The organism is Ferrimonas gelatinilytica, from assembly GCF_039544205.1.
Lineage (GTDB): Bacteria > Pseudomonadota > Gammaproteobacteria > Enterobacterales > Shewanellaceae > Ferrimonas > Ferrimonas gelatinilytica.
The window spans coordinates 155,778-169,710 of sequence record NZ_BAABLF010000004.1 but is presented as its reverse complement, the minus strand read 5'-3'; the positions used below and the strand labels follow the sequence as shown (position 1 = coordinate 169,710).

Here is a 13,933-nt window from a genome sequence, read left to right as displayed (position 1 = left end):
GTTGCTCTCAGGGCCACCGGGCCTCAAGCAACCGCTCCAGATCCTTCAGCATGGCCGGCCCGAGCTGGTCTTCCCATCGCTCTCGCTCCAAGTCTAGTCGCATACGCTCATTGCGCTTGAGCGCCTTGCGGGCGTCGAGAATCGGGTGGTCGGCGATCTTGTCATACAGCGCGTGCAGGTCCGGGTAGAGGGCGCGCCAGTGCTCCGGAGTGTGTCCCGGTAAGCCACGCAACAAGTTGACCAGGCGTAATGCCCCTTCGGCGGGCTCGCACTGCTCCTGGTGGCAGGCTTTGGCGATCAGCAGGATCTGGGAGTGCAGCTCGCTGCTGCGCTGAGCCCGGGCCGCTTGTTGGGCACGCTTCTGCTGACGAAGCTGCCAGAGCAATCGGGCAGCATAAGCGGCCAGGGCCAGGATGATGAGGCTGCCCAGCAGGACAAGACTTCCCTGTAATGTCATGGGGGTCTCCCTCCCTTACTCTTTGAACTGCTTCAGCAGGTCTTCACCCTGCTCGAACTGGGCGAAGAGATCCTCGTCATCGAGCTGCTCCCGCTTGTCGGCAGAGGGATCAGGTGCGTCGTGCGCCGACTCCTGAATCCCCAGCTCGTCCATCAGCACGGCGATGCGGGCCAACGTGGTTTCCAGGTAGAACTGGTCATGTTGGGCCAACACTTCGCCATCCTCAACGCGCTCCAGCAGCGTATGCAGGCGGGCGTCGTTTTCCAGCTTGCTCAGCTCCTTCTCCGGGGACACCGGGTTCCGGGGCTGGGGGGCACTCGCTTTGTCCAGCACCAGCGGAACCGCCTTCTTGCTGCCCAGGCGCGGGTCATGGGCCGCATTGGCCTTATCCGCCTGTTTCACAGCCGTGCCGCTGTGGCGATTACCGGCCTTCTGGCCTTTGCCCGCCTTCTTGCTGGCGATCTTCTCTTGTTTCTTTTCCCGCGGCGGTCGGTTCGGACCGTTGGTGTTCACTTTGCGGGATTTTTTCATTCGGGTCATGGGATAGCCTCCATTAGGGCCGGCGTTTATACCAGATTATGCCGGTTTTTGCAGCAGGATGACGTCATTGCCGTGGAATTCGACACTGAGGTGGTGTTGCCGGGCCAGGAAACGGAAGGTCGCCTTGCTGAAGAAACACACATGGGTCGGGTCGTTTTTATAGTGCCATTGGGTAAAGGCTTCCGGGCTGCGCACCAGCTTGGTCATGATCGCCAGTATGCCGCCGGGCTTGAGCAGATCCATCAGTAACTGCCACTCCCGTGCCGGACGGTAGAAGTGTTCGATCGCTTCGGTGCAGGTCACAAAGTCGTAGCGTTGGCGCAGAGGGGTTCTATCCGGAGCGTAGTAGGGGTCATAGAGGGCGACCTTATGACCGCTTTGCTGCAGCATGTTCGCCAGGGCCGGACCGGGTCCACAGCCAAAGTCCAGTCCCTGTTGTGAGCCGGAGAGACGGGCCAGCAGGGGATCCGCCAGGCGGGATAGGAAGCGCTGGTAACCCGGGTCATCCGGGTGGTTTTCGTGCTGATCGTAGACCTGCTTCTCTGCGGCCGTCGGCAGCAACGCACTGGGGTCGGCAAAGACCAAAGCGCACCGGGCACACTGAAAATAGTGCCGGCGTTTGTCCTGGTGGTAGTGGGGAGTGTCGTCGTGGTGGCACAGAGGGCAGAGCATGGGACTTCCTGGCGCTAGGTCGAGTCACCATTATACCGTGCCGGCGTGTCGGCATGGGCAATAAAAAAGGCGACAGGTTAGCCTGTCGCCTCATCGGAGTGCCAATCGACACCCCTTTACATTGCTAATCAGGGGTTCCTTTCCTGCTCAGTGACGCTCCCGGTCTGGTCCATTTTATTTTTGGGCGCTTCCGTGCTGTTTTTTGTTTTTGGTCAGCCTTGACGCTTATTGGATCTTCCCTGGTGGTCCGTCGATCCCTGGCGGCAATTCCCACGTTTCCCCGTGGTCAACATCGTCCTGATGTCATATCTTCCGTGGCATCCCCTGACTCCCTGGGGTCAAGCCCTCCGGCTTGCGAGCTCCGCTCTCAGGGTGACATCCGGTTTCATGGCTCGCATCCTGCGTGCTCATTTCCCTCGTCGCCAGCAGCCGCTCCTGGACTGTGGCCCTCCCTGTTGCTGCGTACTTTACCGAGATAACGCACTGCCGCAACTTGGGTTTTGAGTCCTGAAGGTAAGGATGAAAATTGTTAAATCTCTAAATAGCTGAAAAATATGTAGATAGCAGTTTTCTTGTGACTCAGATCGAGAAATGGTTGGGGTATATCATGGTCGATCTCTTACAGTTGGCTGGGATTATTCTTTACCCCAAACGAAGGCGTAAGCGGATGCATTGGTGGTATCAGCCATTTGATACTGAACTCTTGGCGTAAACGTTGGAAGAACGCGTCGATTTTGGAGGGATCTGTGGTGGGATTCGGCAGGAAATAAAAAAGGCGACAGGGGTAACCTGTCGCCTTGTCGGGGTGCCAATCGACACACCTCTGTATAGTTAATCAGGGGATCCTTTCCTGCTTAGTGACGCTCCCGGTCTGATTCCATTTTATTTTTGCGCGCTTCCGTGCCGTTTTCTTGTTTTTGGTCAGCCTTGACGCTTATTGGGTCTTCCTTGGGGGTCCGTCGTTCCCTAACGGCAATCGCCACGTTTCCCCGTGGCCAACATCGTCCTGATGGTGAAGCTTCCTTTTCCCCAACTCCCTGGGGCCAAGCTCTGCGACTTGTGTTGTCCTTTCAGAGCGCCTTGCAGATCTCATGACTCACATCCTGCGAGTCCTCGACGAAGGAGGTAACAGCCATTCCATGACCGCTCACCCTGCCCTGTTGACGCTCACTTTACCCAGTTTGAGCTAGATCGCAACTTTTTTAAAATCCAGTGAAAGGGATGATTTTAATTGTTAAACAATTAAAACATTGAAATTTATTTGAAAATATCAAATTCTGGATAAATGAAAGCGTGATCGCAGTATGGAAAAAGGGACAATCTCTTACATTCCCATGGCAGTTTAATCGCGCTTTAAGTCCGACTTTTGTGGTGATTTTAACCACCCATTGAGGAAATGGGGGCGGAGATGCCTATTCTTCGAGCTCTTACGAAGCTTGGGCCACAAAAAACGGGCCCGTAGGCCCGTTTATCTGCCGGTAGAGGCGATAGGATTACTGCATCCCCTGGATGTAGTCGGCCAAGATGGTGATCTCCTCGTCGCTCAGCTTTTTAGCAACATCGCCCATCATGCCGTTGAGGTCGTTGTGACGCTGGCCCTGACGGAACTTCTCCAGCTGACCTTTGATGTACGCACTGTGCTGACTGGCGATGGCCGGATAACCCGCCAGGCTCATGCCCTGGCCGTCGGCACCGTGACAGGCGGAACAGGCGGTGATCTGGCGCTCAAGGTCGCCACCCAGGTAGAGGGCTTCACCACGGCTCTGCACCTCTTCGCTGGCCGGCGCGCCAGGCGAGATGGTTTGACCGGCATAATAGGCCGCGACATCGGCGATGTCCTGCTCGCTGGCCAGCATCATGGCCATACCACTCATGACAGGATCATGGCGTCCTTGTGCGCCACCGGTCTGGGCAGCCAGCTTAAACTCTTTGATCTGCTTGATCAGGTAGTCCTGATGCTGGCCGGCGATTTTGGGGTAAAGATCGATGGGACTGTTTCCGTCCATTCCGTGGCAAGCGATGCACGTGGCCGCTTTGGCTTGGCCAGCGACCGGATCTCCTTCGGCCATGGCTGAGGTGGAGAGGGTGGACAGTACAGCGAGGGCAACAGCAAACTTTTTCATGATGTTCCAACTTTTTCTTCTTAAGCGTTTCTTTCCCTGCCGCATCACTCGCCTGTTAAAATGGAGGGAGCATGCTGCAGGCATTTTACACAAAACCGATGCCAGATCTAAGAGTTGCTGCATTTTGTGAGCCTAATCCCGCTCAGGCAGCACGGCCCCATGGAGACTTACGTGTCAGAACAGACCATCGATTTTCGCCGCGCGCACTTTGTAACCAGTGCGCCGGATATCCACCACCTGCCCGACGACCAGGGCATGGAGATCGCCTTTGCCGGCCGCTCCAACGCGGGTAAATCCAGCGCCCTCAACACCTTAACCGACCATCGCGGCCTGGCACACACCAGTAAGCGACCGGGCCGCACACAGCTTATCAATGTGTTTCGGCTCGACGATGACAAGCGATTGATCGACCTGCCCGGGTACGGTTTTGCCAAGGTGCCGCTGGAGATGAAGTTGCAGTGGCAGGAGAAGCTGGCCCAGTACCTGGAGGAGCGTCGCTGCCTTAAGGGGCTGGTGGTATTGATGGATATCCGTCACCCGCTTAAAGATCTGGACTTCAATATGATTCGTTGGGGCGTGGCGGCGCAGATGCCGGTGCTGGTGCTGCTGACCAAGGCCGATAAGCTGAAGCAGGCGGAGAAGCAGAAAACCCTCAGAACCGTGAAGGCAACCTTGGCGGAACTGGAGGGAGAGGTCACGGTGCAGCTGTTCTCCTCCCTCAAAGGGACGGGTCGCGAGCCGGCCCTGGCGGTGCTTAACGGTTGGTTCCAGCGTCACGACGACGAAACGCAGCCTTTCTAAAGCGCCAACCCAGAGCCTGGGTTACTGTCTCCAGGCCGAGGGTTGGCACTGGCGGCAGTACCTGATGGGGGGCAATGCCCCCTGTGATGAGCTCCCTTCTCCCCCCTCTCTTCATCCTCCGTGATGGCCTGAACCCGAGACTTGGGTAACCTCAGGCTTTCCCGTTTTATCTCACGGACCTCGACCCGGTTTTGCCCGATGCCCTGTGCCCGGAGGCGTTATCCGGGGGAGGCTGCGGAGTCACTGCCGTGGTGAGCGCAAGCCCATTGCGAGGCGTGGCCTCTTCGTTTCGGTTCCTGGACCTGGAAGCGGGGCCCCGCGACGCCATCGTGAAGCGCCTGAATGAGAATAAAAAAACCCGGTGGCCAAAGGGGCCCCGGGTTAAAGGTGTTGTTAGAACAAGCCTTCCAATAAACGATAACAAGACGCTCCAACCGCGAGGATTGAACACGTGGCGACAATATAGCGCAGGAAAAAACCAGGTTAAAGCATTTACTCTAAAAATGGCGTGTGGATCCGGTCACACCCTGCCGCCTTAGCGCTTCGGGCATAAAAAACCCCGGTGACTGAAGTCACCGGGGGCCAAATGTTGGCGACGGCCAGTGCCGTCAAAACAGGTTGGAAAGAAGAACATCTTACCTCTGTACCCTACTCGCAAAGGATAACGTTTCGACCCCAGGTGGAATAGGCTTCGGCCGGGCGAGGGGACAATTCTGTGGTGTCGATCACCCTCCCCCGGCGCTGCAGGCCCCATGATCAGTGGGCTTCGTCCCAGTTGCAGCCGCTGCCGGCTTCGGCGATCAGTGGCACGTCAAGCTCTGCGGCCTGCTCCATCAGTTCACAGAGCACCTTTTGATGGGCCGCCAGTTTCTCCTCCTGGACCTCAAACACCAGTTCGTCGTGTACCTGCATCAGCAGTCGGATCTCCGAACTCTCCTGCTGTTGCAGGTATTCATCCACCAGGATCATCGCCTTCTTGATGATATCTGCGGCAGTGCCCTGCATCGGCGCGTTGATGGCGGTGCGCTCGGCGGCTTGCTGACGCATCTTGTTGCGGGCGTTAATCTCGGGCAGGTGCAGGCGGCGTCCCATCAGGGTCTCGACGTAGTGGTCCTCCCGGGCCTGTGCCCGGGTGCGGTCCATGTACGCCAGGACACCGGGGTAGCGCTCGAAATAGGTATCGATGTAGGCCTGGGCCTCGTAGCGCGGGATACCTAACTGTTTAGCCAGGCCGAAGGCGGACATGCCGTAGATCAGGCCGAAGTTCACCGCCTTGGCCCGACGGCGCTGCTCCGTCGTCACCTCGTCGAAGGGGACTTCGAACACTTCGGCGGCGGTGGCCCGGTGGATATCCTTGCCGTGGGCAAAGGCATCCAGCAAACCCGGATCCTGGGAGAGGTGAGCCATGATCCTCAGCTCGATCTGGGAGTAATCGATTGCCAACAGGCAGCAGCCGGGCTCGGCGATGAAGGCCTGGCGAATACGACGCCCCTCTTCGCTGCGGATCGGGATGTTCTGCAGGTTGGGATCCGAGCTGGAGAGGCGACCGGTGGCGGTGACCGCCTGATGGTAGGAGGTGTGCACCCGCCCCTCCCCCTTGACCATCTGCGGCAGCTTATCGGTGTAGGTGTTCTTTAGCTTGGCCAGGCTGCGGTGCTCAAGAATGACCTTGGGCAGCGGGTAGTCCAACGCCAACTCCTGCAGTACCTCTTCGGCGGTGGAGGGAGCCCCCTTGGGGGTTTTCTTGATGACCGGGCAGTTAAGCTTATCGAACAGGATCGTCTGCAGCTGCTTGGTGGAGCCCAGGTTGAACACCTCACCGGCGATCTCGTGGGCCTGACTCTCCAGCTGGGTCAGTTTGGCGGCGATCTCGCTGCTTTGCTGGTGCAGCTTGTCACAGTCCAGCCGTACGCCGTGGCGCTCCATTTGCGACATGATGGGAACCAGGGGCATCTCCAGTTCACGGAATACCCGAAGTGGCCCCTCGAGGGCTTCCAGCCGCGGCATCAGGTGTTGATGCAGGCGCAGGGTGATGTCCGCATCTTCGGCGGCATAGGGGGCGGCTTGCTCCAGCGGGATCTGGTTGAAGGTTTTCTGCTTGGCGCCCTTGCCGGCGATCTCCTCGAAGTGGATGGTTTTATGCCCGAGGTACTTCAGGGCAAGGTCGTCCATGTTGTGCTTGCCCGCTGTGGAGTTGAAGCAGTAGGACTCCAGCATGGTGTCGAAGGCGATCCCCCGCAGGGTGATGCCGTACTTGGCCAGCACCGACATGTCGTATTTGAGGTTCTGTCCCACCTTCTTGGCGTCGACATCCTCGAGCAGGGGTTTGAGCTTGGCCAGAACGCGCTCCCTGTCCAGCTGTTGGGGCGCACCCTCATAGTCATGGGCCACCGGCAGGTAGGCGGCCTTACTCGCTTCGACGGCGAAGGAGAGACCCACCAGTTCCGCCTCCATGTAATCGATGCTGGTGGTCTCGGTATCCAGCGCAAACAGCGGTGCCTCTTTAAGCCTCGCGATCCAGCTGTCCAGCTGTGATTCACTTAGGATCAGCTCATGCTCCGTTTGCTGCATGGAGGCCGGGGTGCTGTCATCCTGCTGGATCTGGCTGGTGACCGAACCCTGGTCCAGCACTTCGCTGAGCCAGCGCCGGAACTCCATCTCACCGTAAAGTTTGGCGAGGGCATCATTATCCGGCTCCCCGATCTTCAGGTCTTCAGGATGTTCCTCCAGTGCCACATCCAGTTTGATGGTCGCCAGCTTGTAGGACAGGAAGGCAAGTTCTTTGTTTTCGCTCAGCTTCTTCGGCATGCTCTTGCTGCCACGGAACCCCAGCGGCACGACGGCATCCACGTCCTGGTAGATCTGCTCCAGGCTGCCGATACCCTGCAGCATCGCCAGGGCAGTTTTCTCCCCGACCCCGGGCAGGCCGGGAATGTTGTCCACCTTGTCGCCCATCATGGCCAGCAGGTCGATGATCAACTCCGGGCCGACGCCGAACTTCTCTTTCACACCGGCGGGGTCTAGGTAGGTATCGGTCATGGTATTGACCAGGGTGACCTTGTCGGTCACCAGCTGGGCCATGTCCTTATCCCCGGTGCTGATCAGCACCTCGTAGCCCGCTTTCTCCGCTTCCACCGCCAGGGTGCCGATAACGTCATCGGCTTCCACCCCTTCGTGAACGATCATCGGCAGGCCCAGGGCGCGAATGATGGCATGCAGTGGCTTGACCTGACTGCGGAGATCGTCCGGCATCGGCGGCCGCTGTGCCTTGTAGTCGGCGGACAGCTCGTCCCGGAAAGTTTTCCCCTTGGCGTCGAAAACCACCGCCATGTGGCTGGGCTTATGCTTGCGCAGCAGGCTGCGAAGCATGTTGACCACACCGTAAACCGCTCCGGTGGGCTCGCCCTTGGAGTTGGTCAGGTGGGGGGGCGCGTAGAAGGCGCGGTAGAGGTAGGAGGAGCCATCGACCAGGATGAGGGGTTTGCGTTCGCTCGCGGACATTGGGCTGATCAGGTTGGTAAGTCAGGCCAGTAGGATGCCATGCCAGGGGGCGTCAAACCAGCTTTTGCGCCGCCGTAAGCGCATGACAAAACGCAGCAATTAAGCTGTGGATAAGTTTGTGTACAGATGCTGTGGACAAACGATCGGCGATCCGTGATGAGGATCCTTGCAATTATCTGAAAGCGTTTAGCCGCGCGGCTTGGCCGCGAGATCGCAAGCAGTAGCAGTTTGTCGAGGTGATCATCAACCCTTTGTGGATAGCTGCGTCATCCATGGCAGCAAAGGGTGTCGAGAAGGAGGTACAGCACCAGGCTCCATCCTGATGGTCGAGCATCAATGTAGCATAGAAAATAACCAGATCTAGAGGGGGGTGCAAAAAATGTTAAAACAATTTTAAATGGGGATATCGATCAGTTTTTGGTACTGAAAATCAAGGGAGAGTCAGGATGAAAACGATAGCGGTAGTGTTGAGCGGATCCGGTGTCTTCGACGGCAGTGAGATCCATGAGTCGGTATTGACCCTGTTGGCCCTGGCCCGCAGTGGAGCGAAATACCAATGCTTTGCCCCGGATAGGCCCCAGCGCGAGGTGGTGAACCACCTCAGTGGTGAGGTGATGGAGGGGGAGCAGCGCAATATCCTGGTGGAGTCGGCGCGCATCGCCCGGGGAGAGATCCAGCCCCTGAGCGCCCTGTCTATGTCGGAATTTGACGGCGTGATCTGGCCCGGTGGCTTCGGGGTTGCGAAGAACTTCTGCGATTTTGCCGTGGCGGGCAGCGACTGCAAGGTGGAGGAGGATGTGCTCCGGGTAGCCCGGGAGTTTGTTGCCGCCGGCAAGCCCAGCGGTTACCTCTGTATTTCACCGGTGCTCTTGCCGCAGATCGTGGGCGAGGGGGTATTGGGCACCATAGGCACGGATCTTGGCGTGGCTGAGGCTTACAACCAGATGGGGGGGAAACACTGCGACTGTCCGGTGGATGAGGTCGTGGTGGATGAGGCTCATAAGATCGTTTCCAGCCCCGCCTACATGCTGGCGGGTGACATCACCGAGGCCGCGGCCAGCGTTGAGTCACTGGTGGCAAAGGTACTGTCATGGTGTGATTGAAGCACCGGAAATCGAGGCAAAAAAATGGCCAGCACAGGGCTGGCCGAAGGTGTGAGCTTGAGCAATGTGCGTCATGGAAGATGAAGGTGAGCACTTCATCGGCTTGGAACGCACCCAAACGATAATCAATATCATTAGCCTTCGCAAGTTGTGGAGGGAGTTTTTTCCAAATGGAGGCGATGATCCTGCGGATCATCGCCCCGCTTCTCCAGCGCCACCAGGTGGAAGCCGTTCTGAATAAGCAGGCGCAGCATGGCGGGGTAGCGATTGCGACTCTTGACCGTCAGGCGTTGGTAGCCCGCTTCGGCGGCGGCCTCCATGTGGTCGGTCAGCAACAGCTGACTGAGACCCAGGCGGCGAAAGTCCGGCAGAACCCCCGCCATCCAGCAGTAGAACTCCGAATCATCGCGAGCGTAGCCCACCATGAAACCCGCAGCTTCCCCGGCCACCTCCATCACCCGGGCCCGATATGGGGTATCGGCCAGACGTTGCTGGTAATCGGGGAGTTGATAGGGCAGATCGAACTCGGGGATCTGCGCCGTCAGTGCGGCGATCTCTTCCAGCGGGGCATCCCGCAACGTCATCGGGATCATGAGGTTTCTCCGGGTTGGGCGATCTCCTGCTGCAGGCGATCGATAAAGGTTTGCATCAGTGCCCAGCGCTTCGCTCCCTCTTGGCGGCCCGCCTCAGTGCGCAACTGGCCGGGCAGGTGCCGGAGTTTGGTAAAGAAGTGATCCAGGCAGTATTGGCCATCGTCCAGGGGACGCGAGGACGCCAGGGGGTCCTCGCTGTGGTAGAGCTGGTTGCCGAACTCACCACCGAGCATCAGGCAGCGCGCCAGGCCGATCGCCCCCAGGGCGTCGAGTCGGTCGGCGTCTTGAACGATCTGCGCTTCCAGCGTGGTGGGCTCTATCCCGGCAGACCAGCTGTGCGCGGCGATGGCATGATGGATGGCGTCCAGGTACTGCCGGGGATAGCCGTGTTCCGTCAGCAGGGATACCGCCTTGTCGGCGGCCAGCAGCGAGGCCTGTGACCGGCGCGGGTCGCGCTTGTCGATCAGCACCACATCATGCAGCCAGGCGGCGGGCAGGATCACCGCCAGTTCGGCGCCGGCCTGCTGTCCCAGTCGCTGCGCGGTCACCACTACCCGCTGGATATGGGCCAGGTTATGGGCACCGTCACTGCCAGCGGCCTCGGCCCAGCGTTGGCACTGAAGTCGCCACTGGCGATTGAAGGGCATGGAATCAAGGGGTGGGGTACTGGGCCGGGTCATGAATACGCGCTCCTACTCAGCATCTATCGGGAGACAAAGAGCGACGGAGTTTACCTGTCCATCACTGAGCTTGCATCCTTGGGAAGCCGATTTGAGGCGGTGGTGCGCCACCTCGGGGTGGCGCACCTTGGTCAGGCTGCGGGGCGGGTTTCGCCGAGGATGGCGTGAGCCTGGGCAGGCTTGAGCAGTCGCTCACTCATGACCCGCAGCAGCAGCCCATAGGCGGGCAGGAACAGCATCAGGCTGATCATCAGCTTAAAGCCGTAGTCCACCATGGCGATCTCGGTCCAGTGCTCCGCCATGAAGGGATCGCTGCTGGCGTAGAAGGCGATGGAGAAAAACACCAGGGTGTCCACCAGGTTACCGACCACGGTGGAGGCGGCGGGGGCAACCCACCAGGCCGCCTGTTGGCGGAGCCGGGCGAATACCTTGATGTCCATCAACTGCCCCAGCAGGTAAGCGGAGAAGCTGGCCAGGGCGATGCGGCCGACGAAGGTGTTGAACTCGGCCAGACCACCGAGGCCCACGTAGCGACCATCAAGCCAGACTACGGAAACCAGGTAGGAGATCACCAGCGCCGGGACCATGGCCGCGAAGATGATGCGTCGGGCGGCGGTGGCCCCAAAGATCCGAACCGTTAGATCGGTGGCCAGATAGACGAAAGGAAAACTGAAAGCGCCCCAGGTGGTATGCCAGCCGAAGAGTTGAAACGGCAGCTGAACCAGGTAGTTGGAGGCAGCAATAATGAAGATATGGAAACTGATCAGGATCAGCAGGGCGCGACGGGTTTGCGCCGGATGAAGCGGTTGCATCTGTCACCTTTTTGATTGGCGGGGTGAGGGAACCCGATGGAAAACGACCCGGGAGTTTGCTCCCGGATGAAAAGAGGGCGAAATTATAGGCAGTGTCGAAGGCAATGCAAGCCGAATGTGATCCGCCCCGCTCCAAGTTGAGGGCAGGGTGGCATAATCGACGATAACTCAGATATTCACTCCCGGTCGAACGAGGAACCCCACACGTGAGCCAAGACTGTTGCAACCAACCGGGCTTGATGCTGCCCCACCATGCCATAGAGAAGATCACCTCGGCGGTGACGCCCTTTACAGCCGTGGAGCGGGTGCCCCTTGAAGAGGCCGCGGGCCGGGTGCTGGCCCAGGATATTGAAGCGGCCATCGACTTGCCCCCCTTCGCCAACTCGGCGATGGATGGCTATGCGGTTCGTGCCGAAGAGGTGACAGGGCCGACCCGGTTGAGGGTCGTAGGCAAGGCGTTCGCAGGTGTGCCCTTCGAGGGCGGATGTGGCCCCGGTGAGTGCGTCCGCATCATGACGGGGGCGTTTCTGCCCCCGGAGCTCGACAGTGTCGTGATGCAGGAGGTGGTGATCCGGGAGGGGGAGATGGCCAGCTTCGCCGAGGCGGTCCGCCCCCGAGCCTTTGTCCGCGACAGGGGCAGCGAGTTGAGAGCCGGCACACGGGTGCTGGAAGCGGGCACCCGCATCGGGGCCGCTGAGATCGGGGTGCTGGCTACGGTTGGCGTGGCGGAGGTACCGGTAAGGCCAAAAATTACGGTGGCGCTGTTCTCCACCGGCGATGAACTGAAAGCACCGGGCACAGCGCTGGCACCGGGGGAGATCTACGACTCCAACCGTCATGCCCTGCGCACCATGCTTCAGACCCTGCACTGCGACGTGATCGATCTCGGGGTGATCCCCGATGACCTGGCGGCGGTGCGTGCCGCCTTTGCCGAGGCGGATGCCCGTGCCGACCTGGTGATCACCTCCGGCGGCGTCTCCGTGGGGGAGGCGGATTACATCAAGACGGTGCTGGATGAGATGGGGCAGGTGAACTTCTGGAAGCTGGCGATCAAGCCCGGTAAACCCTTCGCCTTCGGTCGGCTCCCTAACGCCTGGTTCTGTGGTCTGCCGGGGAACCCGGTCTCCTCCATGGTGACCTGCTACCAGCTAGTGCAGCCGTTGCTGGCTCACCTGGGTGGGGAGCGCCGGGCACCGGCGCTGACGTTGGAGGCGACGCTGCAGGACCCCATCAAAAAAGGCCCCGGGCGACAGGAGTACCAGCGCGGGATCCTTTCCCGTAATGCCGCCGGGGTGCTCGAAGTGACCACCACCGGCGCCCAGGGCTCCGACATGACCACCTCCATGAGCCGCGCCAACTGCTTCATTGTGCTGCCCCGGGACAGCGGCGATCAGCCGATCGGCGCACAGGTTACGGTCGAGCCCTTTAACGCCGCCCTCAGCGGTCAGCTGGGGGGAGGCCTGTGATGAGCGACATGGAGGAGATCCTCTCCGATCAGGAGCTGATGCGTTATAACCGTCAGATCGTGATCCGCGCTTTTGATATCGATGGCCAGGAGGCCCTGAAACAGGCCAGGGCGCTGGTGCTCGGGGTTGGCGGGCTCGGCTGCGCCGCAGCCCAGTATTTGGTAACCGCGGGGATCGGCCACCTCACCCTGGTGGATTTTGACCACGTGGAGCTGTCGAACCTGCAGCGGCAGGTGCTGCATCGGGATCGGCGTATCGGCGTCAACAAGGCCGTGTCTGCCGCCGAGGAGTTGGCGGGTCTCAATCCCCACGTGGAGATCTCGGTGATCGATCGCCTGCTGGAGGATCCTGAGCTGGCCGAGCAGGTCAAAGCCCATGACATCGTGCTCGACTGCACCGACAACCTGGTGGTGCGTGAGGCGCTGAACCGCTGCTGCCACCAGTATCGGGTCCCCCTGGTTTCCGCCGCCGCTATCCGTATGGAGGGGCTAGTAACGGTGTTTGACTATGCCGAAGAGAAGCCCTGCTACCAATGTTTTGCCAGCCTCTTCGGGGAGCAGCAGCTCTCCTGTGTCGAGAGCGGGATCCTGGCCCCCGTAGTGGGGATGGTGGGATGTTTGCAGGCCACCGAGGCGGTTAAGCAGCTCAGTGGCATGGGCAAGACCCTCTCTGGTCGCATCCTGATGATCGACGCCATGACCATGGAGTTTCGCGAGATGAAGCTGCCCAAGCGACCGGGCTGTCCGGTGTGCGGTTGAGAGGCGCACCCTGAACGGGTGCGCCGGTCAGGGCGTTAAAAGGTGAGGGATTCCCCCCCCTGCTTGGCTACGGCGGCGCTGAGGAAGCTGAACAGCTCGTCGCCACTGCGGTCATCGATCCACTGACCATCACGAAAATCGTAATGGTGGCCGCCGAACTTGGTGGCCAGCCAGAGCTGGCGCAGCGGCTCCTGCTTGTTGAGGATGATGTGGGTGCCGTCGATGCACTCCAGTTCCAGCACGCTGCCGGCCTGATCGTAATCGAGCTCCAGCTCGCTGTCGTCGATGGCATCGGTGATGCGGGTGATCACATCATCCGCGAGTTGGTGGAAGGTGCTGCTGTCCAGGCTCATTTCAGGCTCTCTTTTGCATTTGGCGTAAACTGAGTGCGATTATACGGCCAATCCAGAAAAAATCGGCACCCCGT

The 13,933-nt window shown here is 59.6% G+C and carries 13 protein-coding genes; 4 read left to right on the top strand and 9 right to left on the bottom strand.

What is annotated here, in order from left to right; all coding sequences use genetic code 11:
* Positions 1-7 precede the first annotated feature (7 nt).
* The 4 genes from ABD997_RS02155 to ABD997_RS02140 all read right to left on the bottom strand — a co-directional run bounded on the left by ABD997_RS02155 (position 8) and on the right by ABD997_RS02140 (position 3,792).
* On the bottom strand, positions 8-457 hold the full coding sequence (locus ABD997_RS02155) for a DUF2489 domain-containing protein (RefSeq protein ID WP_345315368.1): 450 nt from the start codon (positions 455-457) through the stop codon (positions 8-10).
* A 15-nt stretch (positions 458-472) separates the two neighbouring features.
* Positions 473-997 carry a Der GTPase-activating protein YihI gene (gene yihI / locus ABD997_RS02150; RefSeq protein WP_345315367.1) on the bottom strand — a complete coding sequence of 175 codons (525 nt, stop codon included), beginning with the start codon at positions 995-997 and terminating at the stop codon, positions 473-475.
* 36 nt (positions 998-1,033) lie between these two features.
* Positions 1,034-1,669: a class I SAM-dependent methyltransferase gene (locus tag ABD997_RS02145; RefSeq protein WP_345315366.1), complete on the bottom strand. Its 636-nt coding sequence runs from the start codon at positions 1,667-1,669 to the stop codon at positions 1,034-1,036.
* Between the two features lie 1,493 nt (positions 1,670-3,162).
* Positions 3,163-3,792 carry a c-type cytochrome gene (locus ABD997_RS02140; RefSeq protein ID WP_345315365.1) on the bottom strand — a complete coding sequence of 210 codons (630 nt, stop codon included), beginning with the start codon at positions 3,790-3,792 and terminating at the stop codon, positions 3,163-3,165.
* A gap of 171 nt (positions 3,793-3,963) precedes the next feature.
* Between ABD997_RS02140 and yihA the strand changes: the two genes are divergently transcribed.
* On the top strand, positions 3,964-4,593 hold the full coding sequence (gene yihA / locus ABD997_RS02135; RefSeq protein ID WP_345315364.1) for a ribosome biogenesis GTP-binding protein YihA/YsxC: 630 nt from the start codon (positions 3,964-3,966) through the stop codon (positions 4,591-4,593).
* Between the two features lie 756 nt (positions 4,594-5,349).
* Here the strand turns inward: yihA and polA are convergent.
* On the bottom strand, positions 5,350-8,094 hold the full coding sequence (gene polA, locus ABD997_RS02130; protein ID WP_345315363.1) for a DNA polymerase I: 2,745 nt from the start codon (positions 8,092-8,094) through the stop codon (positions 5,350-5,352).
* A 446-nt stretch (positions 8,095-8,540) separates the two neighbouring features.
* Between polA and elbB the strand changes: the two genes are divergently transcribed.
* Positions 8,541-9,197, top strand: coding sequence for an isoprenoid biosynthesis glyoxalase ElbB (gene elbB / locus ABD997_RS02125; protein ID WP_345315362.1), 657 nt, complete (start codon positions 8,541-8,543; stop codon positions 9,195-9,197).
* Between the two features lie 134 nt (positions 9,198-9,331).
* On the opposite strand, the gene ABD997_RS02120 is transcribed toward elbB, so the two are convergent.
* The 3 genes from ABD997_RS02120 to ABD997_RS02110 form a co-directional block, all read right to left on the bottom strand.
* Positions 9,332-9,790: a GNAT family N-acetyltransferase gene (locus ABD997_RS02120; protein ID WP_345315361.1), complete on the bottom strand. Its 459-nt coding sequence runs from the start codon at positions 9,788-9,790 to the stop codon at positions 9,332-9,334.
* Positions 9,787-10,470 carry an HD domain-containing protein gene (locus ABD997_RS02115; protein ID WP_345315360.1) on the bottom strand — a complete coding sequence of 228 codons (684 nt, stop codon included), beginning with the start codon at positions 10,468-10,470 and terminating at the stop codon, positions 9,787-9,789. Before ABD997_RS02115 ends, ABD997_RS02120 begins: the two co-directional genes overlap by 4 nt.
* A 131-nt stretch (positions 10,471-10,601) precedes the next feature.
* A complete protein-coding gene (locus tag ABD997_RS02110) occupies positions 10,602-11,282 on the bottom strand; it encodes a 7-cyano-7-deazaguanine/7-aminomethyl-7-deazaguanine transporter (protein WP_345315359.1) in 681 nt (226 codons plus the stop codon).
* 239 nt (positions 11,283-11,521) lie between these two features.
* On the opposite strand from ABD997_RS02110, the gene moeA reads away from it, so the two are divergent.
* Together moeA and moeB are read left to right on the top strand one after the other, a co-directional pair.
* Entirely contained in the window at positions 11,522-12,748 is a 1,227-nt protein-coding gene (moeA, locus tag ABD997_RS02105) for a molybdopterin molybdotransferase MoeA (protein ID WP_425557033.1), read from the top strand.
* On the top strand, positions 12,748-13,506 hold the full coding sequence (moeB, locus tag ABD997_RS02100; RefSeq protein ID WP_345315357.1) for a molybdopterin-synthase adenylyltransferase MoeB: 759 nt from the start codon (positions 12,748-12,750) through the stop codon (positions 13,504-13,506). The genes moeA and moeB overlap by 1 nt, the downstream gene beginning before the upstream one ends.
* Before the next feature lie 35 nt (positions 13,507-13,541).
* On the opposite strand, the gene cyaY is transcribed toward moeB, so the two are convergent.
* A complete protein-coding gene (cyaY, locus tag ABD997_RS02095) occupies positions 13,542-13,859 on the bottom strand; it encodes an iron donor protein CyaY (protein WP_345315356.1) in 318 nt (105 codons plus the stop codon).
* Between the last annotated feature and the right edge of the window lie 74 nt (positions 13,860-13,933).

Coding starts and splice junctions, on each gene's coding strand:
- ABD997_RS02155 (WP_345315368.1), bottom strand. CDS start 457: ATGACATTACAGGGAAGTCTTGTCCTGCTGGGCAGCCTCATCATCCTG.
- yihI (WP_345315367.1), bottom strand. CDS start 997: ATGACCCGAATGAAAAAATCCCGCAAAGTGAACACCAACGGTCCGAAC.
- ABD997_RS02145 (WP_345315366.1), bottom strand. CDS start 1,669: ATGCTCTGCCCTCTGTGCCACCACGACGACACTCCCCACTACCACCAG.
- ABD997_RS02140 (WP_345315365.1), bottom strand. CDS start 3,792: ATGAAAAAGTTTGCTGTTGCCCTCGCTGTACTGTCCACCCTCTCCACC.
- polA (WP_345315363.1), bottom strand. CDS start 8,094: ATGTCCGCGAGCGAACGCAAACCCCTCATCCTGGTCGATGGCTCCTCC.
- elbB (WP_345315362.1), top strand. CDS start 8,541: ATGAAAACGATAGCGGTAGTGTTGAGCGGATCCGGTGTCTTCGACGGC.
- ABD997_RS02120 (WP_345315361.1), bottom strand. CDS start 9,790: ATGATCCCGATGACGTTGCGGGATGCCCCGCTGGAAGAGATCGCCGCA.
- ABD997_RS02115 (WP_345315360.1), bottom strand. CDS start 10,470: ATGACCCGGCCCAGTACCCCACCCCTTGATTCCATGCCCTTCAATCGC.
- ABD997_RS02110 (WP_345315359.1), bottom strand. CDS start 11,282: ATGCAACCGCTTCATCCGGCGCAAACCCGTCGCGCCCTGCTGATCCTG.
- moeA (WP_425557033.1), top strand. CDS start 11,522: ATGCTGCCCCACCATGCCATAGAGAAGATCACCTCGGCGGTGACGCCC.
- moeB (WP_345315357.1), top strand. CDS start 12,748: ATGAGCGACATGGAGGAGATCCTCTCCGATCAGGAGCTGATGCGTTAT.
- cyaY (WP_345315356.1), bottom strand. CDS start 13,859: ATGAGCCTGGACAGCAGCACCTTCCACCAACTCGCGGATGATGTGATC.